The organism is Marinicauda sp. Alg238-R41 (genome assembly GCF_947331485.1).
Lineage (GTDB): Bacteria > Pseudomonadota > Alphaproteobacteria > Caulobacterales > Maricaulaceae > Marinicauda > Marinicauda pacifica.
This window is the reverse complement of record NZ_CAMZOJ010000001.1, coordinates 1427051-1453093: the sequence shown is the minus strand read 5'-3', so window position 1 is coordinate 1453093 and position 26043 is coordinate 1427051. Positions and strand designations below refer to the sequence as shown.

The 26043-nt window shown below is 61.7% G+C and carries 20 protein-coding genes; 10 read left to right on the top strand and 10 right to left on the bottom strand.

Going from position 1 to position 26043, the window contains the following annotated elements; translation table 11 throughout:
• Positions 1-7 precede the first annotated feature (7 nt).
• The 4 genes from pstB to PGP17_RS06885 form a co-directional block, all read right to left on the bottom strand.
• Positions 8-838 (bottom strand): phosphate ABC transporter ATP-binding protein PstB, encoded by an 831-nt coding sequence (gene pstB / locus PGP17_RS06900; RefSeq protein ID WP_135943226.1) that lies wholly within the window; start codon positions 836-838, stop codon positions 8-10.
• The gene (pstA, locus tag PGP17_RS06895; protein WP_270374743.1) at positions 832-2574 is read right to left on the bottom strand and encodes a phosphate ABC transporter permease PstA; all 1743 of its coding nucleotides are present in this window, start codon (positions 2572-2574) and stop codon (positions 832-834) included. The genes pstB and pstA overlap by 7 nt, the downstream gene beginning before the upstream one ends.
• The gene (gene pstC, locus PGP17_RS06890) at positions 2567-4261 is read right to left on the bottom strand and encodes a phosphate ABC transporter permease subunit PstC (protein ID WP_270374742.1); all 1695 of its coding nucleotides are present in this window, start codon (positions 4259-4261) and stop codon (positions 2567-2569) included. Before pstC ends, pstA begins: the two co-directional genes overlap by 8 nt.
• Positions 4262-4445: 184 nt before the next feature.
• Positions 4446-5873 (bottom strand): sensor histidine kinase, encoded by a 1428-nt coding sequence (locus PGP17_RS06885; RefSeq protein ID WP_270374741.1) that lies wholly within the window; start codon positions 5871-5873, stop codon positions 4446-4448.
• Between the two features lie 187 nt (positions 5874-6060).
• Here PGP17_RS06885 and PGP17_RS06880 point away from each other — a divergent pair, with 187 nt between their 5' ends.
• From PGP17_RS06880 to PGP17_RS06860, 5 genes are all read left to right on the top strand, one after another.
• The gene (locus PGP17_RS06880; protein WP_270374740.1) at positions 6061-7443 is read left to right on the top strand and encodes an efflux transporter outer membrane subunit; all 1383 of its coding nucleotides are present in this window, start codon (positions 6061-6063) and stop codon (positions 7441-7443) included.
• 39 nt (positions 7444-7482) lie between these two features.
• Positions 7483-8745 (top strand): efflux RND transporter periplasmic adaptor subunit, encoded by a 1263-nt coding sequence (locus PGP17_RS06875; RefSeq protein ID WP_135943221.1) that lies wholly within the window; start codon positions 7483-7485, stop codon positions 8743-8745.
• A gap of 39 nt (positions 8746-8784) precedes the next feature.
• Positions 8785-12006 (top strand): efflux RND transporter permease subunit, encoded by a 3222-nt coding sequence (locus tag PGP17_RS06870; RefSeq protein WP_270374739.1) that lies wholly within the window; start codon positions 8785-8787, stop codon positions 12004-12006.
• 229 nt (positions 12007-12235) lie between these two features.
• The gene (locus PGP17_RS06865) at positions 12236-14269 is read left to right on the top strand and encodes a M13 family metallopeptidase (protein ID WP_270374738.1); all 2034 of its coding nucleotides are present in this window, start codon (positions 12236-12238) and stop codon (positions 14267-14269) included.
• A gap of 127 nt (positions 14270-14396) precedes the next feature.
• Positions 14397-14525 (top strand): entericidin A/B family lipoprotein, encoded by a 129-nt coding sequence (locus PGP17_RS06860; protein ID WP_135943218.1) that lies wholly within the window; start codon positions 14397-14399, stop codon positions 14523-14525.
• Here the strand turns inward: PGP17_RS06860 and PGP17_RS06855 are convergent.
• Both PGP17_RS06855 and PGP17_RS06850 read right to left on the bottom strand, forming a co-directional pair.
• A complete protein-coding gene (locus PGP17_RS06855) occupies positions 14522-15355 on the bottom strand; it encodes a metallophosphoesterase family protein (protein WP_270374737.1) in 834 nt (277 codons plus the stop codon). The two genes, PGP17_RS06860 and PGP17_RS06855, sit on opposite strands and share 4 nt — an antisense overlap.
• Entirely contained in the window at positions 15352-16245 is an 894-nt protein-coding gene (locus PGP17_RS06850) for a diacylglycerol/lipid kinase family protein (RefSeq protein ID WP_135943216.1), read from the bottom strand. The genes PGP17_RS06855 and PGP17_RS06850 overlap by 4 nt, the downstream gene beginning before the upstream one ends.
• A gap of 141 nt (positions 16246-16386) precedes the next feature.
• Here PGP17_RS06850 and PGP17_RS06845 point away from each other — a divergent pair, with 141 nt between their 5' ends.
• Positions 16387-17919 (top strand): alkaline phosphatase, encoded by a 1533-nt coding sequence (locus PGP17_RS06845; protein WP_270374736.1) that lies wholly within the window; start codon positions 16387-16389, stop codon positions 17917-17919.
• 84 nt (positions 17920-18003) lie between these two features.
• On the opposite strand, the gene PGP17_RS06840 is transcribed toward PGP17_RS06845, so the two are convergent.
• From PGP17_RS06840 to PGP17_RS06830, 3 genes are all read right to left on the bottom strand, one after another.
• Entirely contained in the window at positions 18004-19206 is a 1203-nt protein-coding gene (locus PGP17_RS06840; RefSeq protein ID WP_135943214.1) for an acetyl-CoA C-acyltransferase, read from the bottom strand.
• A 37-nt stretch (positions 19207-19243) separates the two neighbouring features.
• On the bottom strand, positions 19244-20167 hold the full coding sequence (locus PGP17_RS06835; RefSeq protein WP_270374735.1) for an SDR family NAD(P)-dependent oxidoreductase: 924 nt from the start codon (positions 20165-20167) through the stop codon (positions 19244-19246).
• A 112-nt stretch (positions 20168-20279) separates the two neighbouring features.
• Complete coding sequence (locus PGP17_RS06830; protein ID WP_270374734.1) at positions 20280-20825, bottom strand: hypothetical protein; 546 nt, start codon at positions 20823-20825, stop codon at positions 20280-20282.
• Positions 20826-21039: 214 nt separating this feature from the next.
• Here PGP17_RS06830 and PGP17_RS06825 point away from each other — a divergent pair, with 214 nt between their 5' ends.
• The 4 genes from PGP17_RS06825 (at position 21040) to PGP17_RS14955 (ending at position 24646) form a co-directional block, all read left to right on the top strand.
• A complete protein-coding gene (locus PGP17_RS06825; RefSeq protein WP_135943211.1) occupies positions 21040-21444 on the top strand; it encodes a group III truncated hemoglobin in 405 nt (134 codons plus the stop codon).
• 196 nt (positions 21445-21640) lie between these two features.
• Positions 21641-23947: a TonB-dependent receptor gene (locus tag PGP17_RS06820; protein WP_270374733.1), complete on the top strand. Its 2307-nt coding sequence runs from the start codon at positions 21641-21643 to the stop codon at positions 23945-23947.
• 143 nt (positions 23948-24090) lie between these two features.
• Positions 24091-24384, top strand: a complete 294-nt coding sequence (locus PGP17_RS06815; protein WP_270374732.1) for a hypothetical protein — start codon at positions 24091-24093, stop codon at positions 24382-24384.
• Positions 24385-24412: 28 nt separating this feature from the next.
• A complete protein-coding gene (locus tag PGP17_RS14955; protein WP_440309319.1) occupies positions 24413-24646 on the top strand; it encodes an ECs_2282 family putative zinc-binding protein in 234 nt (77 codons plus the stop codon).
• A gap of 205 nt (positions 24647-24851) precedes the next feature.
• Here the strand turns inward: PGP17_RS14955 and PGP17_RS06805 are convergent, their stop codons facing one another.
• The gene (locus PGP17_RS06805; protein ID WP_270374730.1) at positions 24852-25616 is read right to left on the bottom strand and encodes a hypothetical protein; all 765 of its coding nucleotides are present in this window, start codon (positions 25614-25616) and stop codon (positions 24852-24854) included.
• Between the last annotated feature and the right edge of the window lie 427 nt (positions 25617-26043).

Here is a 26043-nt window from a genome sequence, read left to right as displayed (position 1 = left end):
GGGGCCGTTATCCGAACCGTCCGGTGATGTAGTCCTGGGTCCGCGCATCGTGCGGGTTGGTAAACATGTCCTCGGTCGGGCCGTACTCGACCAGATGGCCGAGGTGGAAGAAGGCCGTCATCTGCGAAACGCGCGCGGCCTGGGCCATCGAGTGGGTGACGATGATCAGGCAATAATTCTCGCGCAGCTCGTCGATCAGTTCTTCGATGCGCGCGGTGGCGATCGGATCCAGGGCCGAGCACGGCTCGTCCATCAGGATCACTTCGGGATTGACTGCGATGGCGCGCGCAATCACCAGCCGCTGCTGCTGACCGCCCGACAACGCGGTTCCGGGCATGCCGAGCCGGCCCTCGACTTCCGCCCAGAGGCCAGCCTTGCGAAGGCTGGCTTCCACGATCGCGTCCAGGTCTTCGCGTTTGGTCGCGAGCCCGTGAATGCGCGGTCCATAGGCCACATTATCATAGATGCTCTTGGGAAACGGGTTCGGCTTCTGGAAGACCATGCCGACCCGGGCACGCAGCACGACCGGATCGACCGCGCGCGAATTGACTTCCTCACCGTCGATGAGCACCGAACCGGACACGCGCGCACTGTCGATCGTGTCGTTCATTCGGTTGATGCAGCGCAGGAAAGTCGACTTGCCACAACCTGACGGACCGATGAAGGCGGTTACACCCCGGTCGGGAATCCGGATCGAAACGTCGTGCAGCGCCTGCGTATCGCCATAGCGCACGCTCACGCTGCGGGTTTCCACCTTGATCGGATTTGCGGACGGCTGGTCGTGGTAGACCGTTGCAGCCGGCGCTGCGGTGTTCTGGGGATCGGTCACGCTTACCATCTCCGTTCGAACCGGCTGCGCAGGTAGATCGCAGCCGCATTAAAGAGGACCATCAGGGCCAGCAGGATCAGGATCGCGGCGGCCGTCTTGGCCTCGAAGGCGCGCTCGGCTCCGCTGGACCAGAGGAAAATCTGCACCGGCATGACGGTGGCCGGCTCAGTGAATCCGGCGACACCCATCGTCGGCGGGTCGGCGATGAAGGCGACCATGCCGATCATCAGAAGCGGTGCGGTCTCCCCCAGGGCCTGGGCCAGACCGATGATCGACCCCGTCAGGATGCCTGGCATCGCCATCGGCAGCACATGGCCGAACACCGCCTGCATGCGCGAAGCCCCAACCCCTAGAGCGGCTTCGCGGATGGACGGCGGAACGGCTTTGAGCGCGGCGCGCGAAGAGATGATGACCGTGGGCAAGGTCATCAGCGCCAGCACGAAACCGCCGACCAGAGGCGCCGAGCGCGGCATGCCGAACGTATTGATGAACACGGCGAGACCGAGCAGGCCGAACACAATGGAGGGCACGGCCGCCAGATTGTTGATGTTGACCTCGATGATTTCGCTGAGCCGGTTTCTCGGCGCGAATTCCTCCAGGTAGATCGCTGTCCCCACTCCGATCGGCACGGCCATCAGCATGGTGATGATCATGGTCAGCACCGACCCGATCAGCGCGCCGCGCACGCCGGCCAGCTCCGGCTCGCGGCTGTCGGCGTTCGTAAACAGGATCAGATTGAGTCCGTTTTCGACCAGTCCGCGATCGTCCAGCGCACGCGCAAAGACGATCTGCGCATCGCCGATGCGCCGGCCCGCCGCCGGGGTCTCGATACGCCACTCGGTCCAGTCCTGATAGACCCCGTCGCGCTCGGGCGCGATGACAACCTCGCCCCGGGCGACACGTCCGCCCGGCTCGAGCTGGGTAATCTGCACCACCCCGCCCCCCAGCCGGACCAGAAGGCTGGCCATCTCCGGGCTCAGGCTCAGCGCCTCGCGAGCTTGCAGACGCTCTTCCAGCTGGGCCGCCTCGCGCCGCGCACGTTCTGCACCTGCCGCAGCCGCCTGGCGTGCATCTTCGGTCTCGGCCCGGTCCGCACGCGCCTGTGCCGTAGCCGCGCGGTCGCTCACTGTCTGGATACGCGCGCGCAGCGTGTCGTTCACCTCTTCGATGAAAGCGCTGAAAACCGGGTCGCTGGCGGTCAACGTCACCTCACCTTCAGCGCCGCTGAGCGTCAGGGGCTCGTTGCGATCGACGAAGCGCTCGTCTGTCGTCAACCCTTTGAGATACAGATCGGCATCATCAGAGATCGGCATCGAGAACTCGATGGTCTCACCGATGATGTCCGGGTTCTCGACCACCTGGTTGAGTAGCTTGGCCGAGTTGACAGAAGAGTAGAGCCCGAACAGGGCGCGCAGCTCGCTGCGCCCGGTCACGCTGGGAAACTGGTCCTGCAGCGCGACCTGAAGCATCCGGCTATAGCTGCCAGCGCGAAGCGACTCCTCGCTGCGATCGTCTTGCGGATCGGCAAGCTCGGCTTCGACCCGCACCGGAAGCGTCAGCGTGTGTTGGGTGAAGGCCGGCAGGGCCTGCACGATGATTGAAGACAGCAACACCACCAGGAACAATACGGCCAGCGCGATCGCCGCCATTCCATAGAACTGGAATCGCCGCTCGGCCCGGTGCCGGCGCGCCAGGCGTGTCTCGATCGCCTTGCGGATATCGGATGAGGGGGCGCGATCAGTCATATTTTTCCCGGTAGCGCTGCACGACACGAAGCGCGATCACGTTCAGGATCAGGGTCAGGACGAAGAGGACCAGGCCGAGGGCGAAGGCCGAGAGCGTTTTGGGGCTGTCGAACTCCTGGTCGCCCGTCAGCAGCATCACGATCTGAACCGTGATGGTCGTCACGCTTTCAAGCGGGTTGGCCGTCAGGTTCGCGCCCTGCCCGGCGGCCATCACCACGATCATGGTTTCTCCCACGGCACGCGAGACCGCGAGGAGGACCGCGCCGACAATCCCCGGGAGTGCGGCGGGGAAAATGACCTGACGCACCGTCTCCGACTTCGTCGCGCCCATCGCGTAGGCGCCATCGCGCAGCGATTGAGGCACGGCATTTATAACATCATCGGCCAAGGAGGAGACGAATGGTATAATCATGACGCCCATCACGAGACCCGCGGCAAGAGCGCTTTGCGTGACAGCGTTTTCATATCCGAGTAGCAGCAGAGCGTCGCGTAATAACGGACCGACTGTGAGCAGGGCGAAGAAGCCGTAGACCACGGTCGGGATGCCCGCCAGGATCTCCAGAACCGGCTTGGCCCAGCCGCGTACGCCTGTGCTGGCATACTCGGACAGGTAGATCGCCGCAAACAAACCAACCGGGACCGCAACCAGCATCGCGATCACGGTGATAAGTGCGGTCCCGGCAAACAGGGGAACCGCCCCGAACGCCCCGGTCTGACCGACCTGGCCCTCGCGAATGGCGATTTGCGGGCTCCATTGCGTGCCGAAGAGAAACTCGTCTATGCGCCAGTTGATCGCCGAGAAAAAGCGAACGCTTTCAAACAGAAGCGACAAGACGATGCCGATCGTGGTCGCGATTGCGATGACGGATGCGAGCAGGAGAAGCACCGATATTGCGCCCTCGACCCGGTTGCGGGCGCGAAAGCTCGATGAGATTCGCGACCGGGCATAAGCCAGCCCGCCAATCGCCAGAGCCAGCGCCGCCAGCGCCATGCTGGACCGCAACACCTCATGGAATGGCCGCATCGCCGATGCCAAAGCATTGATTTCAGGGGTATCCCGGCTTGCCACGCCTTCGCCGAAGGCGATCGCACGAGCATCGTTGATCATCAACTCGCGCCGCTCGTCGCTCAGGCGGGAATAGACAAAGCCCGCACGCGCCAGCGCGTCGTCAGTCTGCGCCTCCACCTGTCCGGCCAGAACCTCCGCTCGCGCTTCGTGTTCGGCTGCCAACCGGTTGATTTCGCTTGAAAGCGCCTGTTGACGTTCTGCAGGCGACTGAGCCGGATACTCGCCGGCAGCCGGCACCAGCTCGCTGTCGCGCTCGATCGCCTCACGGGCATAGATTCGCCGGTTCTCCAGCGTGGCGAGCTCGGCTTCAAGCCGGGCAATGTCCTCGTCGTCAGACAGTGCTTGCTCGAACTGGGCATGAACAGGCTCGCCGGCCCGGTGCATTTGCGCGCCAGCCAGCGCGTTGACGGCGTCATTGCCGAACATCCCGTAGATCGCCAGCAGGATGAACGCCGGAACGCCTGTCCACAAAGCAATATAGTAGCCATAGTAGCTCGGCAGCGAGTGCAGCCGCGACGCGTGGCCGGAGCTGACCGCATAGGCCCGCCGGCGTCCGACCAGAAAGCCGACCGCGGTCAGAACCATCAATATCAGCACTGTGAACAGCGAGATTTGCATGCCGATTTTCGAACCCGGAGGCGGAAATACGAGAAAGACGCGGTATCATCCCTGACACCAGCGCCAAAGCGGGCCGGACCATGGCCCCTATCGGCCTAGGAAATATGACACTCATACAACGGTTTTGTGACAACGCCCGGCGCAGGTCCGGCGCGCCATCAGAGGCCAGCCTTCGATCTGGGGCTCAAGAGACCGTCGCGCCGCGCTGCACCGGTTCGTTCCCGTCCGTAGCCGACTTTCTCACGGCCGGGAAAAATATCGAAAACACGGAGCCCTCGCCGGGCGCACTTTCTACAGTGAAGCCGCCCCGGTGGCGGGCAACGATGTGCTTGACAATGGCGAGCCCCAAGCCTGTTCCCGATGTGGGACTGCTTTTCTGCCCGCCGACCCGGAAGAAGCGCTCCGACAAGCGCGGCAGGTATCGCCGGTCGATTCCCTGGCCGCAATCGCGAACCCGCAGAACCCCGTAGCGCGCTTCAGAGCTCAGCGGCGGCGCCGACAGCGTCAACCGGCCAGACCCTTCCGCGATGCGTTCGTCGCTGTGCTCAGCGGCATCGCGCGTGAGGTCGGCTCGCACGCTGATCGCAACAGATCCGCCGTCGTCCGAGTATTTGAGAGCGTTCTCGACGAGATTCTCGACGACCTCATAAAGCTGATCGCGATCCCCGTGAACAATGGCCTCGCCTTCGCACGCGTCGAGGGACAGACCGATGCTTCGGTTGGCGGCGACGGGCCCCAGCGCACCAGCCACGTCCCGCGCCAGCTCGCACAGGTCGACAGCGCCGGATGGGGGCAGGTGCTCGTTCATCTCAACGCGGCTCAGCGAAAGCAGGTCGTCGATCAGGCGACGCATCCGCTCGGTCTGCACCTGCATGATCGACAGGAATCGTTCCCTCGCCTCCTCGTCATCGCGCGCCGGTCCGCGCAGCGTTTCTATGAAGCCCGACAGGGAGGCGAGAGGGGTCCGCAGCTCATGACTGGCATTGGCCAGAAAATCGGCTCGCATGCGCTCAGCGCGTTTGGACGAGGTGTCGTCAGCCAGAACCAGCATGGCGCGCCAAGGCATCGGCCCCGGTAATTCAAGCCGGATCGGCTCGACGAACGCGCGGACATGACTCTCGATCGGCGCCAGGGTCGAATACTCGACCGCCCGCCCCTTCTCGCCGCGAAGGGCCGCGCTGACAGCTTCGAGAACGCGAGGCTGGCGCAAGGTTGCCGACAACAGCCCGCCCTCGCCGCCGAGGCCAAGGAAGGCCCGCGCTGCCGGGTTGGCGCGCTCGATCCGTCCGCCCGGTCCGATCAGCAAGATGGGAACCGTAATGCGTTCCAGCATCAACTCTGCGACCGCCGTATCGGCAGGTTGGATGGTCACACGCTCCACCGGTCGCGCTTCCGGTTCAATCGTCGTCAACGCCGTGAGATAATAGACGAGCGAGAGCGAGGCGAGCGCCAGCGAGGTGCCGACGAACACGGCGAGATCGATCGTGCCGGCAGCCAGCAAGACAGCAAGGACCAGTACGCCAAGACCCGAGCTTATGGCGATATCGCGGCGGCGCGGCCGGTCGGCAGGCGTTTTGGACCAATTGTCGGACGGGTCTCGGCGAGCTCTCATATCGCTTTGATAACATGGGTTTGTGACATGTCGCTAACTTGCTGGCAGGAAACTCAACCTCAACATGAATTTTCTGTAATTCGAGAAATCCTTAGCGTTTTTCGATAAAAGTTTGTTGACATTCAGGATGTGATCGATAGTTTCGATCGCGGTCGATTAGGAAAAACAAGAAAAAAGGAGGGGGCCTTTGCTACGGCGAAGTCTACTCATCTCAGCCTCCCTGGTCGTTGCGGCATGCGCCGGGACGCCCAACCTTGCTATCGCTCCTGGAATTGAGGCGCCCGCCGACTTCCAGGCCGAACCGCAGGTTGAGCTTCCCGCTGCCGGCGACTGGGTTGCATCGTTTGAAGACGCCACGCTCAGCGCGCTGGTGGCTCAAGCCCTTTCAGCAAACCCGACAATTGAAGCTGCGTCAGCCAGTCTGGACGCTGCCCGCGCTTCGGCGCGCGCAGCCGGTTCGAACCGTCTGCTCTCTATTGACGCATCCGCGTCAGCCAGCAGCAGCGACACGAGCTCCCGGCCCAGCGAGCAATACTCGTTCGGACTGGATGTCGCCTGGCAGGTCGATGTGTGGGGCCGGCTGAGCGATCAGGCGCGAGCGGGCTACCTCACTGCGGAGGCCGCTCGGGCCGACCTTTATGGAGCCCGACTGTCGATCGCCGGAGCCACGGCCAAGGCCTGGTTCAGCCTCATCGAGGCCAAGGAGCAAGCCGAGCTGGCCCGGCGCGATGTCGACACCCGGTCGCGTCAGCTTGAGATCGTCGAACGCCGGTTCGCACGCGGGGTAGCTCGCTCCTCCGATGTCCGGACTGCCCGCTCGGCCCTCGCCAGCTCACAAGCTTCCCTTGCCGCGCAGATTCGCATTGAGGCCGCTTCGGGCCGAGCTCTCGAGGTGCTGCTCGGGCGCTACCCGGGCAACCAGATCGTTCCGGACAGCACGCTACCCATCCTGCCCGTGTTGCCTCAGCCCGGCTCTCCCCAACAGCTGCTTGAACGCCGCCCCGATGTGATCGCGGCGGAAACCAGGCTGGCTTCGGCCGGTTATTCGGCGAGCGCGGCGCGCAAGGCGCTCTATCCCGGCCTGTCCCTGGGCGCGGGCATTTCCAGTCAAAGCAGCGACGCCAGCGATCTGTTCGATCCCGATTTCCTCGTGGAGACGATTTCGGCCTCCCTGCTGGCTCCCATCTTCCAGGGCGGTGCTCTGCGTGCAGAGCGGACCAGAACAGAAGCGGTCGCGCGCCAGTTGTCTGCCCGGTATGTCGAAACAGCCCTCACAGCGCTTCGCGAAGCAGAGAATGCGATCTATGCCGACCGAACGCTTGAAGAACGGGTAGAGGCGCTCATCGTCGCTCAACGCGAAGCAGCGGCGGCCCTCGATCTGGTCGAGCGCCAGTATGCCAGCGGCGTCGCAACAATTTTCGAACTGATCGACGCTCAATCGCGCCTGATCACAGCCGAATCCCAACTGATAAGAGCGCGGCTCGAACGCGCCACGAACCGCGTGGATCTCCATCTGGCTGTCGCCGGCGACTTCGCTGCGGGTGGCGGTTATGCGGACACAAGCAACTAAAACACAGAACAAACAAAGAAGAATAATACGAGGTTGGTCATGAGCAAGTTTAGCGGTCGATTAGTCCTTTTCGGGGGTCCTGTTCTCATTCTCGGGGCCTTCATCCTCCTTTTCGCGGTGCTGTTCAGCACCGCGCCGGAACCAGAGCGCGGCGAAGTCGAAGCGCGTCCGGTGGCGGTGTTCGTCACCGAGGCCGAAGCGCGCCCGGTCCAGCTGACCGTGAACACGCAAGGCGAAGTGCGTCCGCTTACCGAGATATCTCTCACAGCCCAGGTCTCGGGACGGATCGACTATGTGGATCCCAATTTCGTGCAGGGCGGCTTTTTCGAAGCCGGTCAGACGCTGGTCCGTGTCGAGGACGATGATTATCGGCTCGCAGTGACGCGCGCCGAAGCGCTCGTTTCACAACGCCGCCAGCAATTGTTGCTGGAAGAAGCCGAAGGCGACCTGGCGCGAGAAGAGTGGGAGAGTCTCGGCGAAGGCGAGGCCTCCGCGCTTACCTTGCGCCAGCCCCAGATGGAGGATGCACGCGCCCAACTCGCCGCCGCTGAGGCGAGTCTCGCCGAGGCGAGGTTGAACCTGCGCCGGACACGCATTTCCGCGCCATTCGACGGCCGGGTCCGCAGCAAGAATGCGGATCTGGGCCAGTTCGTCGGCGCGGGTAGCGAGCTCGGTGAGGTCTTCTCCACCGATGAGGTCCAGATTCGTCTGCCGCTGACGGATGCCCAGCTGGGCAAGCTGGGCATTCCGCTTGCCTTCCAGGCCGGCGATAGCGAAGGCCCGACAGTCCTTCTGCGCGCCATGCTGGCCGGCGAGCCCCGCGAATGGACGGGCCATGTGGTGCGTACCGATAGCGCCATCAATCCGCAGACTCGCACCTTGTATGCCATCGTGTCCGTTGAAGACCCGTATGGTTCCGGCGCCGAGGAAGCGGGCGCACCGCTCGCCATCGGTCTGTTCGTGGACGCGTTCATTGAGGGCCGGGAAATCAGCCAAGCCTACATCCTGCCGCGTAGCGCATTGCGTGGGAACGACACCGTCTACGTCGCCGAGGAGGACGGAACGCTTTCCGTTCGCACGGTGTCGGTGATCGATTCCAACGCCGAGGAAGTCGTGGTCGCCAACGGTGTAGAAGAAGGAGAGCGTGTCATCACCTCGCCGGTGCGTGCGGCCGCCGACGGGATGCCCGTTACTCCGCTTGGGCCGGATGGCGAGCCACTCGATGGCTTGGCCGACTCGGACGCTTCGTCCGCCGACCAGCCCGAAGGTGAAGATTCCGCCAGTGTCGCGAGCGCGGGCTGATGCCCGCTTTGCCCCGGCACCCGGCGAAGGAGTAGAAAAATGGTTGAACATTCCCAAGATCCGAGCACCCAAAAGGGGTTGCTCGCCTGGTGGGCCCGGAATTCGGTGGCCGCCAATCTGTTGATGGTGATTGCTCTTGTGGGCGGCATCATCGGCTTCTTTTCGATGCAACGCGAAAATAATCCCGGCGCCGAGTTCCCGGGCGCGACTATTTCGATGTCCTGGCCTGGCGCTTCGCCCCAAGACGTCGAGGAACAGATCATTGTGCGGATCGAGGAGGCCCTGGCCGACCTCGAAGGGATCGAGGAGCTTACCGCAACCGCCAGTGAGGGATCGGCGCGCATCTGGGTAGAGGGCGAGTCGAGCATTGACGACGCGTGGTTCGTTGACGAGATCGAGCGCCGCGTAAACACCGTCAACAACCTGCCGCGCGATGCCTACCGACCGATCGTCCAGCAATGGCGCAATCAGGACCAGATCGCCGGCTTTGCCGTCCACGGCGATATTGATCGCCGCGAATTGCAGCGCATCGCGCGCGAAATCCGGGACGAGGTCTCGATTCAGGTGCCCGATGCTTCCCTGGTCGATATCATGGGCACCTTGCCCGAAGAGGTCGCGATCGAGGTCTCCGAAGAGAACTTGCGCCGGTACGGCCTGACCTTTTCCGACGTGGCGCAGGCCATTTCCAACTCGTCTATGAACGTCTCGGCTGGATCGGTGCGCACCGATCTGGGTGACGTCCGCATCACAGCCCGCCAGCTCGCGGACACAGCTGAAGAGTTCGAAGACATCGTTGTGCGCCAGACCGCCGATGGCAGCATCATCCGCGTCGGTGACGTGGCTCAGGTCTCCGACGGGCTCGCGGATGCCAACCTGAATGCAACATTCAACGGTCAGCAAATGGTGATTATCGCCGTTCGTTCGACCGGCAACGCTGATGTCATCACCGTCTCCGAGGGCCTTGAAGCCTATATGGAACGCAAGAACCAGGAGCTGCCGGACACCGTGCAGCTCTCTGAATGGTGGGACGGCGCAGACCAGTTCAACTCCCAGCTCCTGGTAATCGGCAACTCCGCCCTGCTGGGCCTTGGGCTGGTGCTGGTTATTCTGATCCTATTCCTGCGGCCGATTGTGGCCTTCTGGGTGACGGTGGGCATCGCAGTTGCCTTTGCCGGCGCACTCATGGTGCTGCCGATGCTCGGCATCACCCTGAACTTCCTCTCGCTCTTTGCCTTCCTGATCGTGATCGGCGTGGTCGTAGATGACGCGATCATCGTGGGCGAGAATATTCACAACCGAGTCGAACGCGGTGAGAGCGGCCTGACGGCCGCGATCCTTGGCGTGCAGATGGTTGCAAAGCCGGTCGTATTTGCTGTGATCACGACGATGATGGCATTCGCGCCCTGGATGCTGCTGTCCGGGCCCGAAGTCCAGTTCACCCGCCAGATCTCGCTGGTGATCATCGCTGCACTGGCCTTCTCTTTGATCGAGTCTCTTCTGATCCTGCCGGCCCACCTGGCTCATATCGGTCCGCAGAAGCAGACCGGCGCCTTGGCCCCGCTCTTGAAGGTTCAGGCCGCGATTGCCGACAGCCTGACCTGGTTTGCGCGCAACATTTATGCTCGCGTACTGACCCTGGCAATCCGCCAGCGCTATGCCACCATTACGGTCTTCGTGGGCGTATTCGCACTGTCCATCGTGTTGATGGCGACAGGGCGGGTTCCGGCGCGTTTCATGCCCGAGATCGAAAGTGATCTCATCCGTGTGAACATCACGCTGTCCGAGGGCACTCCCTGGTCGCGAACCGACGACATCCGGGCTCGCCTGGACGAGGCGGAAGAAGAAGTCCAAGCCTATTATCGCCAACAGTTTCCAGACGAGCGCGACATGATCATGAGCCGCTCCACGCTGGCCACCGATGGTGAAGTGCGTGCCTGGATCAATATCGCACCGCCGGAGGACCGGCCGGGCAACCTGCCCACCACCGAGGTGGCTCAACGCCTGCGCGAGGCGCTCGGCCCTGTTCCCGACGCGGAAGAAATCCGCTTCGAGGCCACGCTGAACGAGCAGGGGCCGGCGATCGAACTGGCGATCAACCATCCAGATCTGGATGTCCTGCGCACGGCTGCAGCAGATCTGAAAGCCCATCTTCGCACCTACGATACGGCCTATGACATCGTAGACAATCTGCAGACCTCGGCCGACGAACTGCGTCTGTCATTGAAGCCGGACGCGCAAACCCTGGGCCTGACCCTCGCCGACGTGACAAGCCAGGTCCGCCAGGCCTTCTACGGTCAGGAAGCTCAACGTCTCCCGCGCGAAGGTGAAGATGTTCGGGTCATGGTCCGCTATCCGCGCGAGCTGCGTCACAGCCTGGATGCGATCAACAACCTGCGGATACGCACCGCCGACGGGCGCGAAGTGCCACTCATGGCGGTCGCCGAAGCCGAGTTCGCTCCCGGCATCAGCCGGATTCGTCGCCGCGACCGTCAGCGGACGGTAACGGTTAGCGCAGAGCTGACCGATCCCGATGCCGCGCGCGACATTCGCGAGGACCTGAACGAGAACTTCTTCCCCGAGTGGCGCGAGCGCCATCCAGGGGTGTCGGTCGGGGCCATCGGCGACGCCCAGGGCGAGCAGGAATTCCTGCAACAGATAATGACCCTGCAATTCATCATGATCGCGCTGATGTACGTTCTGTTGGCGGTCGCTTTCGGCTCCTACTGGCAGCCTCTCCTGATCATGACCGCCATTCCGTTCGCCTTCGCCGGTGCCGTGTTCGGCCACCTGATCCTCGGCGTCCCGTTCGCGCTATTCTCCAGCTTCGGCATCGGCGCCGCAGCGGGGATCGTGATCAACGACAACCTGGTTCTCGTGGACTTCGTGAACCGGCTACGCGATCGCGGAGTGGGCGCGTTCCAGGCTCTGGTGGACGGCGCGGTTCAGCGTTTTCGTCCCATCCTCCTGACCACGGTCACTACGTTCATCGGCATCCTGCCCATGATCGCAGAACGGTCGACCGCCGCCCAGTTCCTCAAACCGATGGTCATTGCGCTTGGATTTGCGGTGATCTTCGCACTTTTCTTGACGCTACTGTTGGTACCCGCTCTCTATGCCGTCGGCGTAGACATCCGGCGGGCCCTGGTCGGATTGTGGACAGGTCACAAGCAGCCCGGCATCGGGTCGAGCTATAGCGGCCATGTCTCCACGCACGAGGAGGAAGTCGACGTCGGCCACGCCGCGGGCCAGCCAGCAGAATAAGACGCAAAGGGCGGGTGCGCGGGGTGATCCTCTTCGCACCCGCCCTTCTCTATCGACCTGTGCACAGACACGTCGCCTTGCGCATGCCAAATGATGCACGCGCAGTGCTCTGGGCTAGAATATCGGTTACCACGTCCGGATTATCGGGAAAGCCCTTACGGCACACCAAATTTGGACACGTCTGCGACTTCGTACAGACGAAGCGCTTAACCTGGGGAGAAGACCCGCAATGAGAACCCTGCTTCTTTCAACGACGATGCTTACGCTCGCCACCGGCGCCGCGCTGGCCCAAGAGGGTGAGCCGCGCTATGGCACGTTCGGTTTCGATGTCGAAGGCATGAATACCGAAATCGATCCCGGAGACGACTTTTACGAGTACGCCAACGGCACCTGGTTAGACGCCACGGAGATCCCCTCCGACCGGTCGAACTACGGCATGTTCACAGTGCTCTCGATTGAAGCCGATGAAGATGTCCAGGTGATCGTGCGGGAAGCGGCTGCCGAAGACGCGGAAGACGGTACGAATTCCCAGATGGTCGGCGACCTGTTCGAGAGCTGGATGGACGCCGATGCCATCAATGCGCGCGGACTGGAGCCGGCGCGCCCGTATCTGGACCGCATCGCGCAAATCGAGACCCACGAAGACGCGGCCGCAATGTTCGCGACCGTGCACTATGCGGCCCCGTGGGCTGCTGGCGTGCTGCCCGATCCCGCCGACACCAGCCGTTACACGGTTGCGATGTCTCAAGCCGGTCTCGGCATGCCGGACCGCGACTACTATTTAAACGAAGAGGAACGCTTCGCCGAATTCCGTCAGGCGTATGTCGACTATATCGCGCGAATCTTCGAACTCGCCGGCATTGAAGGCGGTGACGAAAAGGCCGCCGCCATCCTGGAATTCGAGACCGCTCTCGCCGAAGTCCACTGGAGCCAGGAACGCCAACGCGACATTCAGGCCATCTACAATGTGATGACGCCGGACGAGGTCGCGGCCCTGGCGCCTAACCTGGATCTGGTTGACGGCCTCGACCAGCTCGGCCTGGGCGGTGTGGACAGCTATATGGTCACGACGCCATCCGCTATCAGCGAGTCGGCTGAGATCGTCGCGAACACCGACATCGCGCTGATCAAGGACTGGATGACTTTCCACTTCATCTCTGACCGGGCCGCATGGCTGGGCGAGGATTTCGATGCCGCGAACTTCGCGTTCTTTTCCACCACGCTGAACGGTATCGAAGAGCCCCGCCCCCGGGACGAACGCGGCGTGGAGCTGATCGGCAACCAGCTCGGCCATGCGATCGGTCAAATTTATGTCGACCGGCACTTCCCGCCGAGTTCAAAAGAACAGATGGAAGGCCTCGTCGGCAATCTCACTAGCGCTTTCCGGGTCCGGCTGGAAGACCTCGCCTGGATGGACGAGGAAACTCGCGAGCAAGCTCTGCTCAAGCTGTCGACCTTTGAGCCGCGTATTGGCTATCCTGAAATCTGGGATGACTTCTCCGGCCTTGAAGTCGATGCGAGCGACTATTTCGGCAATCGGATGCGCTTGGCCGAGTTCCAGTGGCAGGATCAGGTCGAGGACCTCGCGGGACCGGTGGACCGTCGTGAGTGGGGCTGGCCGCCGCAGATCGTGAACGCCAGCTACAATCCGCTGCTGAACCAGATCACCTTCCCGGCCGGAATCCTGCAGCCACCCTTCTTCGATCCCGCTGCCGACCCAGCGATCAACTATGGCGGTATCGGCGCCGTCATCGGTCACGAGATCGGTCACGGCTTTGACGACCAGGGCCGCCGCTTCGATCACCAGGGGCGCATCCGCGACTGGTGGACCGAGGAAACCAACGCCCGGTTCGAGGAACGTGCCGATGCTTTCGGTGCGCAATACGCCCAGTATTGCCCGATCGAGGACCAATGCGTGAACCCGAACCTCACGATGGGTGAGAATATCGGCGATCTCGGCGGGATGGAGATGGCCTACTCGGCATGGCGCGACTTTGCCGAAGCCAACTACGAAAATGGTGAGGCGCCTGTCATCAACGGCTTTACCGGCGACCAGCGCTTCTTCCTCGCCTGGGCCCAGGTGTGGCGCCGTCTCTACCGCGCCGACAATCTGCGTCAGCGTCTGGTGACCGACCCCCACTCGCCCTCGGAATACCGGACCAACGGCATCGTGCGGAATATCGATGCCTGGTACGCGGCGTTCGATGTGGAAGAAGGCGACGAGCTCTACCTCCCGCCTGAAGAGCGTGTCTCGATCTGGTAGTTTCCAGCTCGAGCTGATCACAGCGAAAAGCCCGCCGCGACTGCGCGGCGGGCTTTTTCTTTGTGGCGGTCTCTCCGCGCCGACCTTAAAGTCCGGAAGCGCTTATTCGTTAGAGGGAAACAAGATCATGAAAGCCTGGGCCACAATCGCGTCCATCTTTCTTATTGCGGTGACGCTAACCGCCTGCCAGACCATCCAGGGCGCAGGGCGGGACATCCAGAACGCCGGCGAGGCGCTCGAAAGCGCGGTCGACTAGATCCCCGGCTTTCCAGGGTGCTCCGGGAATATCTCGGACTCCTTGCGGTTGAGATGCCGCGTCTCGGAGTGCATGAAATCGCCCTCGGTGGTGGCGACGTAGACATCCATCACGAAGTGATCGTCCTCAACCGTCAGCAGATTGAACCCGGCGGGTTCGTCGCGTGTGCGTATCGAGAACGCGGTCGACGCGCTGACAAACCAGCACACATGATCCTCATGGCTCTCGGCCAGCGCGAACACCTGGTGCATGTGACCGGTCAGAACCAGGTGGGCGCCTCCGCGAATGAAGACGTCAGCCGCCGCGCCCCCGAACTTTGTCTTGGCCCGCCCGGTCATGCCCTCCGGTGCGACCAAGGGGTGGTGACACGTTACGACCCTCAACTGGCCATTCGGGGCATTGTGCTGCAGCCTGCCGGCGATTTCACGGGCCTGGTCGGGCCTTGCCCGACCCAATGACCAGTCCAGCCGCCACTGCGCACCCCGGCTCGTCTCGAAACTCTCGATGGCCACTTTATCGTCGGCAAAGCGCGGCTCGATCGTGTCGCCCATCCGGCGGCGAAAACGGCGCCAGGGCGAGAGCAGCCGCGAGAAGATGTTGGCATAAGGCACATCATGATTGCCCGGCGAAGCCACGACCGGGGCCGTGAACCGTTCGAATAACTTGCGTGCGGCCGCGAATTCGCTGCGTTTCCCGAACGTAGTCAGGTCACCGGACGCCACCACGACATCCGGTGCCAGCGTCTTTTCCATTTCCGCGAGCGCCTCCACGAGGCGTTCGTCCTCGCGGCCGAAATGCAGGTCGGCGATATGCAGGATTTTAGTCATCATCCGTTCGCGGCCAGGAACCGCACAGCTTCTGATTTGATCTTGAACTCGATCGGCGCTTTCAAATGCATCGGCTCACCGTCGAGCATAACGTCCAACGTGTCACGTCCGTCGACTTTCAGGCTTTCCACCCACCCTGACCGGATTCGAGGATGGTCACGCCATTGTTGCATGAGTGTGCTCATCCCGAGGCTGGCGACCTCGCTCATATGCCGGGGATCGGCGGTGACGATTTCCAGCTTGGGACGCCCCGCTTCCGCCGCGCCAGTCTCCAGCACGACATCAATCCCGCCCGGGGCCAGCATCACCGCCCGCACCTTCGCAAACCGGCGTTCGGCGCCGTCGGCGTAGAGGCTCAGCCGAGTGGAAAGCATGGCCTCGACCCCTTCGCTTGCATGGCGCCAGATGCCGCCAAGCCCCCCGAAGAGTCCGTCGTCGCGCACCGCCTCACGGGCTTCGGCAAAGCGGGTGAGAAAGCCGACCGAGGCAGCGACGAAGAAGAGCTTACCGTCGAGCCCGCCGGCATGCAGCTTCACCTCATGATAGCTTGGCGCTTCTTCCAGCACCGTCCTCCAGTCCCGATCGCCGTACAGGCGCTTTGGTAGAATGTTCGCAGTGCCCAGAGGTAAGGGCATGATCTGACAATCGATTTCGCGTTCTGCCACGATTTCGCAAACGGAGCGCGCGGTCCCGTCCCCGCCAGCGACCGCGATAATGTCGCGCTTCTGCTCGCATACGTCGCGGATGGTTTGCTCAAAATCGGTGTCGAGAAGCTGGATTTCGACGTCGGCCCAGCTCGCCGCCTGCGTAAGTGAATCGATAAAGGAATCCTCGATCCGGGCCGGAACGGACCCGGCTCCCGGATTAATCAGCAACGCCAATGATTTTTTCATGTTCGCCTAACGATCTCTACTCGGCAAATGATCCGCGCGGCGTGAGCAAAGATGTACGGAGCGCAGGAGCGACATTGTGCAAATGTCATATTTTTGGCTTATGGCCGGTACTCGTGCAATGACCAGAACCGGGGGCCTATCATGACGATCCGTTCTCTCCTACTCGCCGCAAGCGTTTTCAGTCTTGGCGCCTGCGCAAGCAATACGGCGCAAACCCCGCCAGCGGCATACGGACCGGCCGGACCCGATGCGGTGGCTGCCTACGAGGCCGTCACGTATTCAGGGACAGGGGCACAATGGCGCAATCTTGGCCAGCAAGAGCTGGCTGAGCGGATCAATCAGCCGCTCGCGAACGGCCGGGCGCGCAACGTCATTGTGTTCATCGCCGATGGTATGAGCCTCGGCACAGTGACCGCGGCACGGATCTATGACGGACAGTCGCGCGGCATGAGCGGTGAGGAAAACTATCTTCCGTTCGAGCGCTGGGGCCACACGGCGACGATCAAGACCTATTCGGAAAACGGGCAGGTTCCCGACAGCGCGGCCACTGCGTCCGCAATCCATACCGGCGTGAAAACTCATAACGGCGCTATTTCTGTCTACGCCCGTCAAACGCTGGAGAGCTGCCGAAGCGATGCGGACCTTCCCGCCACGCTTCTCGAACTCGCAGAAGCGCGCGGCCTCTCTACCGGTATCGTGTCGAGCGCCCGCCTCACCCACGCCACGCCAGCGACGGCCTTTGCCCACGTGCCCAGTCGCAACTGGGAAGTCGATGCGGTTCTCCCCGCCGAGGCAGTCGAGGCGGGATGCCGCGACATCGCCCGTCAGCTTGTCGAGTTTGACCATGGGAACGGACTTGAACTCGCCATCGGCGGGGGGCGTGCGGCCTTTCTGCCTTCCAGCGCAGGAGGCCAGCGCGCCGACGGTAGAGACCTGACTGCCGAATGGGTCGAACGCGGCGGCGCCTATGCCGACAACCGGGCCGACCTCTTGGCCAGCCCGGCGGATCGTCCGCTTTTGGGTCTACTGGCGAGTTCCCACCTCCCCTACGAGCTCGATCGCGGCGAGGACGAAGCCTCGCTCGCCGAATTGACAGAACTGGCCGTAAACCGGCTGCAGGGCGACGAAGACGGCTTCTATCTTCTGGTGGAGGCTGGCCGCGTTGATCACGCTCACCACGGCAGCAATGCCGCGCGCGCACTTGCTGACGCTCAGGAATTCGCTCAGGCGATCGAACGCGCCAGCGAACTGGTCGACCTGTCCGAAACGCTGATCATTGTTACGGCCGATCACGGACACGTCTTCTCGATCGCAGGCTATCCGCGCCGCGGCAATCCGATCCTCGGCCTGGTGCACCCTGACGCGCCAGATCTCAGCGATGACCCTACGCCGCCTGCAACCGCTCAGGATGGCCGACCCTACACCACGCTGGGCTACTATACCGGCCCACACCAGCGCCCGGCTGAGGGCAGTCTGACCGACGCGGAAGTGATGGACCCTGACTACCGTCAGGAGAGCGCCGTGCCGATGGGGTCAGAAACTCATTCTGGTGAAGACGTGATTGCCTACGCGACCGGTCCCCAGGCGCACCTTGTGCGCGGTGTGATGGAACAGAACACGCTCTTCCACATCATCACCTACGCCTATGGCTGGGATCAGGCTGACGAAGACTAGAAAGCGCCGACTAGCGGTTCCAACAAGAAACCCCGGGACGGTTGACCGTCCCGGGGTTTGTTTTGTCGGGTCGACGGCTGAAGCCTAGTAGACTTCGAACAGACCGGCCGCGCCCATGCCGCCGCCCACGCACATCGTGCTGACGACATATTTGGCACCGCGGCGTTTGCCTTCAATGAGGGCGTGGCCAACCATGCGCGCACCCGACATGCCGTACGGGTGGCCGATGGAGATCGCGCCGCCATTCACGTTCAGAAGCTCGTTCGGGATACCCAGCTTGTCGCGGCAGTACAGGACCTGCACAGCGAAAGCTTCATTCAGTTCCCACAGCCCGATATCGTCCATCTTCAGACCATTGGCCTTAAGCAGCTTGGGAATGGCGTAGACCGGGCCGATGCCCATCTCGTCGGGATCGAGGCCGGCCACCGCCATACCGCGATACGCACCCAGCGGCTCCAGCCCGCGCTTTTCCGCTTCCTTGGCCTCCATAAGGACCGCAGCCGAGGCCCCATCGGAGAGCTGGGAGGCGTTGCCGGCGGTGATAAACTGGCCTTCGGACACCTTCTGACCGTTCGCATGAACCGGGTTCAAGCTCTGAAGCCCCTCGAGCGTGGTTTCCGGCCGGTTGCCCTCGTCTTTTTCAAGGACCACATCGACGATCTCGGTCTCGCCGGTTTCCTTGTTTTTCTTCACCTGCTTGGAGGGAAGCGGGACGATCTCGTCGTCGAACTTGCCCGCTTTCTGCGCCGCGGCAGTCCGCTGCTGGGACTGTAGCGAATACTCGTCCTGGGCTTCGCGAGAGATCTTGTAGCGGTCGGCAACAATCTCGGCAGTTTCCAGCATCGACATATACAGGGCCGGCACGTGCTCGTTGATCCAGGGATCGAAGGCGCGATGCAGGTTCATGTGTTCGTTCTGTACAAGGGAGATGGATTCCAGTCCGCCACCGACCGTGACCTGCATGCCATCGGAGATGATCTGCTTGGCCGCTGTGGCGATTGCCATCATACCAGAGGCGCATTGCCGGTCCATGCTCATGCCGGCAACGCTGGTTGGCAAACCGGCACGGATGAGACACTGACGGGCCGGATTCTGGAAGGTGGAGCCCTGCTGCATTGCAGCGCCCATCACGACATCGTCGATGTCCTTGCCATCCAGCTTGGCGCGCTCGACAGCGTGCTTGATGACGTGGCCGCCCAGTTCCTGGGCCTGGGTGTTATTGAAAGCGCCGCGATAGGCCTTGCCGATCGGCGTGCGTGCAGTGGAAACGATAACAGCTTCGCGCATGGGGAATTTTCCTTGAAGCGTTTGAGTGAGAGGGAGTCTAGCCGAGCTTCACGCCAAAATGCCGCGCGGCGTACTCAACGAATTTGAAAGTCTGCTGGCCGCCCTGTTCGAACTCCTGCTGACCATCCGGGTCGACAATCTTGTTGAAATTCTCGGCAACCTTTTCCGGCGTCTGGTCCTCAGGGGCAAGATAAACACCTGGAGTTTCATAGATTTTCGTCGCGGCATAACCGCCGGCACCCGCGCACAGTATCGTGCGCGCCGGTCCATCCTCGCTAACGAGATAGACCAGCCCGGCCGTAACGGACTCGACCGTCATCAGCTTGGCCGCCTCTTCGGGGATCAGACCTTCGGTCATGCGCGTCAATGCGGTGGGCGAGAGCGTGTTGACCTTGATGCCGTATTTCTGGCCCTCCAGATGGAGGACGTTCATGAAACCGACGACACCCATTTTCGCCGCGCCGTAATTGGACTGACCGAAATTCCCATAGATGCCGGATGACGAACTGGTCATGGCAATGCGGCCGTAACCGGCCTCGCGCATTGGCTCCCACACCGCCTTGGTCGCGTTGACCGAACCAATCAGATGCACGTCGACTACCGCCTGGAAATCTTCCAGCGGCATCTTGGAAAAGCTCTTGTCTCTGAGAATGCCGGCATTGTTGACGAGAATGTCGACCTTGCCCCAGGTTTTCAGGGTCTGATCGACCATGTCCTGGACTTCAGCCATCCTGGTGACGTTCGCGCCGTGGGCAATGGCCTCTCCGCCTGCGTCTGTGATTTCCCTGACGACGCTCTCCGCCGCCGAGAGCGACCCGCCCTCACCGGACACCGAACCGCCCAGATCGTTGACGACGACCTTCGCGCCGCGCCGCGCCAATTCCAGCGCGTGGGACTTTCCAAGCCCCGTTCCCGCACCGGTAACAATGGCGACTCGCCCGTCGAACCGGATATCACTCATGCCTCACCTCGTGTCATGATCAAAAGCCTGCCTTCCAAGATGAAAGGCGTTTTGTTCATGCGAGCGCGTTTTCACGCGTATTGCAAGGCAGCAATTTTCCGTGAGGTGGAGATTAAAGCAGGAAGGCCGGCATCTGAACGGCGTCGAACCCGTTTCGGGCGACGAACTCTCGGACACTCTTCTTCACCAGTGAGAGCAGGCGTTCGCGATCGTTTATGAGGGCCGGGTCGAAGCGCGCGGGCCGCTTGCTGGCCACGCTTGGGGTCTCGCCGATATGACACGTCCAGCCCGCGATCACCGCCGTGATGTCGTCTTGCGCTGCACCATCGAAAATATCGACGCAGGCGCTCAGCTTGAGACCGGTGGCCTCGCGAAGGTCGAGCGCGATCTGGAGCTTGAGCACTTCTTCCATGCGCCACAACCTCATGCGCCCACCCTGGCGGCGAACGCCGTGGACAGCCTTGATGCAATTGACCCGCTGCATGTGGCGCAGGATGGAGGACGAGCCGTCCGCCCCGAGGACGGCGCCAGCCCGGCCGCTGGTCCCGACCACTTCCTGGTCGGTCAGAACCTTGCGCACGCGCCAGTCATACTGCAGGAGCGCATCGAGTGCGTCAGGATCCTTGAAGATGAACTCGGACCGGGTATCGATAAACATGCGCAAGCCCCCTCGCGTTTGATTGACTGCGTTTAGTGAACGCAATGCGCTTTTGGGGCCGAACCCGTTAACAAATATTTACCGGGCTTTAAGAAAGCGATTCGAATCAGGACGCGACGATTCGCCGATCAGATCTTGTTTCTTCAATATGTTAACGTAGGAATCGTCACCTCAACCGACGCCTGAACGCCCCTTAACCCCTGAGAATTTTTTTATGCAGTCGTCTGATATTTCAAACTCCGATATCCGGGATGCGTCCGGTCCGGGCATCGACGAGGCCATGATCCGTACACTGGTCAATGCGTTCTACGACCGGGTGAAGCAGGATGCCCTCATCGGGCCGGTGTTTGCCGAGCGGATCAGCGACTGGGAGCCCCACCTGCAACGCATGTACGCTTTCTGGTCGTCTGTGATGCTGGGAACCCGGCGATATTCCGGCCGGCCGGTGCCGCTTCATGCCGCATTGGACATAGAGGGGCGCCATTTCGACCGCTGGCTTACCCTGTTTGTTCATACCGCCCGTGAAGTATGCCCCCCGCAGGCCGCTGCGGCATTTGTTTTCCGGGCCCGCAAGATTGCCGAGGGCATGCAGCGGGCCATCGATTTCGGACGGACCTAGCCCGCTTTCGCCTTCTGCAAGCGTCCTGATTTCACGCTTCCGACAGGACTGAACGCTGAGAACAAGGCGTTCTGGTGCCTAAAATTGCGCTTTCGTCACTTTCGTTAGCAAACCAACTATGTCATATTCCTGTCCATGAGAGGGCCGGTAGAGCCCCCAGCCATTTCGGCAGAACACACGATCCGGGGAGGACAGCATGAAAAACCATCGTTGGATGAAGGGCGTAGCACTTGGCGCACTAGGTGCGGTCATCGGCGCATCAACATCGTACGCACAGCAGCTCGATGTTATTACTGTGACAGCACAGAAGCGCGAGCAGGCCATTACCGACGTGCCAATTGCGCTTACCGTCGTGGAAGGCCAGACCCTCGACGATTTCGAGATCAACACGCTCGACGATCTTCAGCTGAGCATCCCGAACTTCCAGGTCACCCAGACCGGCATCGGGACGCAAATGTACATCCGCGGCATCGGCACCGGCAACGATCCGGCATTCGAGCAATCGGTCGCCCAGTTCATCGACGGGGTCAGCTATGGCCGCGCCCGGCTGATCCGCGCGCCCTTCTTCGATCTCGAACGCGTGGAGGTCCTGCGCGGCCCGCAATCGGTGCTGTTCGGCAAGAACACGACCGGTGGCGCGCTCAGCCTGGTCACCGCCGGGCCGACCGACGAGTTCGAGGCGGGGGTCTCCTCCACCTATCTGTTCGACTATGAGGAGCTGACGGCGGACGCCTATGTCTCCGGGCCGATCACGGAGACCCTGGGCGGACGCGTGGCGATCCGTTACGCCGATAGCGGCGGCTTCGTCACCAATTCCAATCTGGGCCGCGACGAACCCCAGCGCGAGCAGTTCGCCATTCGCGGCGTCCTGGCCTTCGAGCCGACGGCCAATTTCGACGCCACGCTGAAAGTCGAGCACAACACGTTCGACAATACCGGACGCGAGATCGAGGTCGTGCGCGACGAGGCCACGGTCGGCCCGACCTACGCCCAGGCCCTCAACGCGGTCGGCCTGACCGGCGGCATGACGAACACGCAGTTCGATTTCGTACGCGACGGCAACTCGCTGGAGTATTCGGACAACACCGTCTTCAACACGACGCTGACGACGAATACCGATTTCGACCTTGGCACGCTGACGACGGTGACCGGCTTCGTCACCTATGACCGCAGCGAGTTCGCCGATCTCGACTTTACCAACTACTACATCCTGACCGGCCTGGTGTCCGAGGAGTACGAGCAATTCTCCCAGGAAGTGCGCTTTGCCTCGCGCGAAGACCAGCGCCTCTCCTGGATCGTGGGCGGCTACTTCCAGGACAATACGCTGACCACTGGTGACGTCACCGGCTTCGGGCCGGGCATTGCCAATCTCGGCTTTGCTCCCATCGCCAATGTCGGCCTGGAGCGGGCCTATGAGCAGGAAGCCACGGCCTACGCCGTGTTCGGCGAATTCAACCTGGACATCACCGAGCGTCTGCGCGTGATCGCCGGTCTGCGCTGGACCTATGAAGAGAAGGACGCGAGCCGCCAGATCACGGCCACCACCGCGCCGGATGCCTTCGGCGCGCCGCTCACCACCAACCCGGTCGCGATTGCGATCGTGCAGGGCGGGCTCGGTGTTGCGCTCAACAATCCGGGCGCGGCCGGTCACGACCTCAACCAGAGCCGGGAAGAAGACCGCTTCACCCCCGCCATCACGCTGGAGTTCGATGCGAGCGACAATGTGATGCTGTTCGCCTCCTACAAGGAAGGCTTCAAGGGCGGCGGCTTCGATGTTCGCGGCAACTCGACGGCCTTCTTCGAATTCGACGACGAGACCGTCACCTCCTACGAGGCCGGCCTTCGTGCCGACCTGCTGGATGGACGCGCGCAGTTCAACGCCACGGCTTACCTCGCCAAGTACGAAAACCTGCAGATCAGCCAGTTTGACGGCACGATCGGCTTCAATGTCGGCAATGCGGGTGAAACCGAAGTCAGCGGGATCGACATGGACGGGCGGATTGCTCTGACCGACAGCTTGTCGCTGGCCGCCGGCCTCTCCTATCTCGACTTTGAATACACCGACTTCCGCCGCGGCAACTGCGCCTTCGGTCAGACGCCGGATGGCGATGTCGTGAACGGGGTCCAGCTGTGCGACTACACCGGACGCCGGGGCCGCTTCACGCCGGAATGGACCGGCTTTGCGCGTCTCGACTACATGCGCCCGGTCAGCGACCGGATCGACTTCGTGGGCACGCTCAATGCCGGCTATACCGGCGAGCACAACATCCACGACAATCTGGACGAAGCCGCGATCCAGGATTCCTACACGCTGGTCGATCTGCGGGTCGGCTTCGAGTCCGATCGCTGGGACGTCGCCCTGATCGGCCGCAACCTGCTGGACGAGGAAATCCTGACCTTCGCGGCCAACGTGCCGTTCGCCAGCAGCGTCGGCGCCAACACCTGGTATGCGGTGCCGCTGCGCCCGCAAACCTTCGGCATCCAGGGCTCAGTCCGCTTCTAGACACCAACCAAGACCCGAGACTGAAAAACCCCCGGCCAATCGGCCGGGGGTTATTTTTTGGCGATTATGTAGTTTGCAAACCACGACTCGCTCCCCATTTCCGGTTGCACTAGGATCGCACTAACGCGACGGGAGAATCGGAAATGGCGTACAATTTATTCATCGCTTACGACCTGCTGTCGCCGGGCCAAAGTTATGATGCCGTGCGGGATGCCATTCGCTCACTAGGCACATGGCATCAGTTTCAGTTCTCATTGTTCTATGTGAATACCGAGTATAGCGCCGCCCAGGCGTTCCAGATTGTTAGCGCCATCATGGACGGAAACGACCGGCTTGCGGTTATCGACGCCGCTAGTGGCATTGTCACAGACTGGGATCACCCGCCCATCGACGCAATAAACGCCATTTGGGCATCGCCGCAACGCAAACTGCGCTGAGTTTCCATCCCCTGCGACTGGAGAGCCGATGTCAGAAGATCGCATCAACATCACCTTTGAGTGCAAAGACTGCGGCGGAACCGTGCTCACTACGCCCGACGATGAAATCACCGCCGATAGCGTCATGTCCTGCAAGAAGTGCGGTCAACGGTTCGGAGCCTACGGAGAGATTGAAGCGCAGGCCCGCAATGCCGCTCTCGATCAAGCCAAAGGAGCGCTTCGAGACGCCTTCAAAGGCTCCAAGGGTTGGAAGCTGAAATGAGATCGCCTCAATTTCCATAGCCCCCTCCACGAAAAAGCCCGGCACACTGGCCGGGCTTTTCCTCCTTCAACTCTGCGGTCCTCTCAGGCGACGGGTCGTGCTTCGTCGCGCGTCTAACACACCCGTCAAAGTGATCTTTGGACTCGCCGCATCCAGCTCGCGGGAGAGGTTTCGGAACTTGTCGGCTTAACTGTGCCCCGCTCACTCATTGGATTGTCGCCCACTCATTGAATCGGACCGGAGCGTCCTTGTAGCGAACAAAGTTGCCGACCTCTTGCATCAGGAGTGCATCGCCCTGCGCCATGGCTTGCTCATCGTCGTAAACAGCAACACGCTGAACAGACAGATACTGCTCTGTTCGGGCCAAGTCATAGAACTGCTTAAACCGACGAGGGATCGCGTCCCGATCAGCGACGGGCTCCACGAACGCTAATGGCCTTGCCTGTCTGGCGTCCAGCACAGTGATCGACACCCGATATCGGCTGCCAAGGTGGCCGTTTACCTCTTCATTTGTCCTGATCCGCTCAGTGCCCACTGTTTCAGTGACACGACTGATCACAGAGGACTTAAAGTCGCGGACCGGCGCTTGATCGACCTTCAACAATTGGTCTGCGACGAGCCGCGATGCACAGCCGACCGTAGACATGGCAAAGCCTAGCTGGCTAGGAGAACTACATGCCCGCCTTACTCGGAACTCATCCATTTCGCAGCCATACGCTGCGATTTGCGGCGCAAGCGCCTCTGCGAGCTTTTTGCCGATTTTCAACCCGTGCGACGAAAGCAGCATAGCTGCGTAGCTGTTGTCGTGGACCAAAAAGCCGTCGCCGTGGGTGGCAACAACAACCTCTACTGCCTGGCCGGTATGGTAAACTTGGGGCAACGAGACCTCAAAACCTTGCTGGGTCTTCTTAGCGCGCGTCAGCGCGCAGATGGCTTCGCGAAGCGCGGTCTCGCTTAGTGGATCACTCATCGCCGAATAGTCCCGCCTGCTCTGGCAAATATGGGGGCCTCACATACTTACCTTGAAAGATGATGTTAGCACGGCCAAGAAACTCTCCGAACCATTGGACGTGGATCTTATCGCCGTTGTCCGCCTCGGCGATATCACAGGGCCACGTTGTCCAATGGCTCGTTTCAATCGACTCGCCGGTGCGGTTGTTGTGTATCCGGCTCGGATTTACATCCAACGAAAAAATCCGCTGCCCGTAGATCAAGGTGAATCCGCACTTGCGTGGCAACATTCGCACGTGAGCGGTCATGGACAGTCTTAGGCCCCATATTGGGTTACTCGGCGCAATCACTCGCAGATCACATATGCTGTAGTCACCGTGTCCTTTGTCCCGCCAGATCATCGAATCCTGAATAATCTTGGGTGCATCCAAGATTTCCTGAACGGT

Coding starts and splice junctions, on each gene's coding strand:
- pstB (WP_135943226.1), bottom strand. CDS start 838: ATGGTAAGCGTGACCGATCCCCAGAACACCGCAGCGCCGGCTGCAACG.
- PGP17_RS06870 (WP_270374739.1), top strand. CDS start 8,785: ATGGTTGAACATTCCCAAGATCCGAGCACCCAAAAGGGGTTGCTCGCC.
- PGP17_RS06885 (WP_270374741.1), bottom strand. CDS start 5,873: ATGAGAGCTCGCCGAGACCCGTCCGACAATTGGTCCAAAACGCCTGCC.
- PGP17_RS06855 (WP_270374737.1), bottom strand. CDS start 15,355: ATGATGACTAAAATCCTGCATATCGCCGACCTGCATTTCGGCCGCGAG.
- PGP17_RS06860 (WP_135943218.1), top strand. CDS start 14,397: ATGAAAGCCTGGGCCACAATCGCGTCCATCTTTCTTATTGCGGTGACG.
- PGP17_RS06865 (WP_270374738.1), top strand. CDS start 12,236: ATGAGAACCCTGCTTCTTTCAACGACGATGCTTACGCTCGCCACCGGC.
- PGP17_RS06845 (WP_270374736.1), top strand. CDS start 16,387: ATGACGATCCGTTCTCTCCTACTCGCCGCAAGCGTTTTCAGTCTTGGC.
- PGP17_RS06815 (WP_270374732.1), top strand. CDS start 24,091: ATGGCGTACAATTTATTCATCGCTTACGACCTGCTGTCGCCGGGCCAA.
- PGP17_RS06840 (WP_135943214.1), bottom strand. CDS start 19,206: ATGCGCGAAGCTGTTATCGTTTCCACTGCACGCACGCCGATCGGCAAG.
- PGP17_RS06805 (WP_270374730.1), bottom strand. CDS start 25,616: ATGAGTGATCCACTAAGCGAGACCGCGCTTCGCGAAGCCATCTGCGCG.
- PGP17_RS06875 (WP_135943221.1), top strand. CDS start 7,483: ATGAGCAAGTTTAGCGGTCGATTAGTCCTTTTCGGGGGTCCTGTTCTC.
- pstA (WP_270374743.1), bottom strand. CDS start 2,574: ATGACTGATCGCGCCCCCTCATCCGATATCCGCAAGGCGATCGAGACA.
- PGP17_RS06850 (WP_135943216.1), bottom strand. CDS start 16,245: ATGAAAAAATCATTGGCGTTGCTGATTAATCCGGGAGCCGGGTCCGTT.
- PGP17_RS06830 (WP_270374734.1), bottom strand. CDS start 20,825: ATGTTTATCGATACCCGGTCCGAGTTCATCTTCAAGGATCCTGACGCA.
- PGP17_RS06835 (WP_270374735.1), bottom strand. CDS start 20,167: ATGAGTGATATCCGGTTCGACGGGCGAGTCGCCATTGTTACCGGTGCG.
- pstC (WP_270374742.1), bottom strand. CDS start 4,261: ATGCAAATCTCGCTGTTCACAGTGCTGATATTGATGGTTCTGACCGCG.
- PGP17_RS14955 (WP_440309319.1), top strand. CDS start 24,413: ATGTCAGAAGATCGCATCAACATCACCTTTGAGTGCAAAGACTGCGGC.
- PGP17_RS06820 (WP_270374733.1), top strand. CDS start 21,641: ATGAAAAACCATCGTTGGATGAAGGGCGTAGCACTTGGCGCACTAGGT.
- PGP17_RS06825 (WP_135943211.1), top strand. CDS start 21,040: ATGCAGTCGTCTGATATTTCAAACTCCGATATCCGGGATGCGTCCGGT.